The sequence below is a fragment of the Noviherbaspirillum denitrificans genome, assembly GCF_002211445.1.
In the GTDB taxonomy this organism is placed as follows: domain Bacteria; phylum Pseudomonadota; class Gammaproteobacteria; order Burkholderiales; family Burkholderiaceae_D; genus Noviherbaspirillum; species Noviherbaspirillum denitrificans.
Map to the genome: position 1 here is coordinate 2,015,476 of NZ_LSTO01000001.1, position 967 is coordinate 2,016,442.

Consider the following 967-nt stretch of genomic DNA (forward strand, 5'->3'; position numbering starts at 1 on the left):
CGGCGACAGAATTCCTCCCATAGCCCACTGGCTGCAACTGCTACGACAACAGGTAAGCCCCGTCATGCACACCCAACTCGCCGGTGGCAACAGCCTCCCGCCGCAGAACTAATTCTTGAAGCCGAACACAAGTATCTAATTTCCGCTGGCCATACTTCTACGGCAGCTCCATGGAGATAGCAGCTGGTTCGGCGTGACGTGCGAATTGCACCGCAACTGGCGCAATGACGCGGAAGGGTTGGGCAAGTTTTTCGCAAGCCACATCCCCGACTATCGCAACCTGATCACGAGCTATAACGCGAGGAGGTAAATCCTCGATTACCTGCTTGCAGGGCGGTCGTTCCGGAATACAGTCCAACGAAGCGGAATTCCCGATCCTGCAAGCACTCCAAAGTTGGTTCCCCAATAAAAATATCGGAGCCGACATCATGGGTCTCTCTCGGACCAGCCTGGTCTTCCTTCTTTGCATGTTGTCAGCATGTACTTCCATCGATCCTCCTGCGCTACCCGTCGAAGCCGGCATGGGCCCGAACCCGCAGCTTCCCGCGCCTGACAAGAATATCGTTCCCACCGTTAACATTGCCCCCGCCAAGGGCTGGCCATCCAGCGCGAAGCCGAGCGCGCCGCAAGGTTTTACAGTATCGGCCTATGCCACCGGGCTGGACCATCCCCGCTGGCTTTATGTGCTGCCGAATGGCGATGTGCTGGTAGCGGAAACCGACGCGCCGCCCAAACCCGACGACGAAAAGGGCGTCAAGTGTTGACGTTCACTGAAAATTGACCCACTTTCCGCAGTAGTTTTCATCCAAATTTGACCCACGTGATTCAATCGCCTGCTCAATAAATGGGCAGGAGGACGAGGAGTGATCACAGTGGGCATGTTTGCCAAGATCAGGCGGATGCATTTCCGCGAGAAGCTCTCCATACGAGAGATCGAACGGCGCACGAATCTGTCGCGCAATACGAT

General features: G+C 56.0%; 2 protein-coding genes and 1 pseudogene. 2 read left to right on the forward strand and 1 reads right to left on the reverse strand.

Going from position 1 to position 967, the window contains the following annotated elements:
- Positions 1 to 181: 181 nt before the first annotated feature.
- Positions 182 to 310 (forward strand): annotated as a pseudogene (locus AYR66_RS29945) (hydrolase); the annotation flags it as partial.
- 118 nt (positions 311 to 428) lie between these two features.
- Entirely contained in the window at positions 429 to 764 is a 336-nt protein-coding gene (locus AYR66_RS09920) for a hypothetical protein (RefSeq protein ID WP_206047126.1), read from the forward strand.
- 3 nt (positions 765 to 767) lie between these two features.
- Here AYR66_RS09920 and AYR66_RS29505 read toward each other — a convergent pair.
- Positions 768 to 967: hypothetical protein (locus AYR66_RS29505; RefSeq protein WP_206047009.1), on the reverse strand; the 200-nt coding region annotated here is incomplete at its 5' end.

Excerpts from the sequence above, each read along its gene's own strand:
- AYR66_RS09920 (WP_206047126.1), top strand. The coding sequence starts at position 429 with ATGGGTCTCTCTCGGACCAGCCTGGTCTTCCTTCTTTGCATGTTGTCA.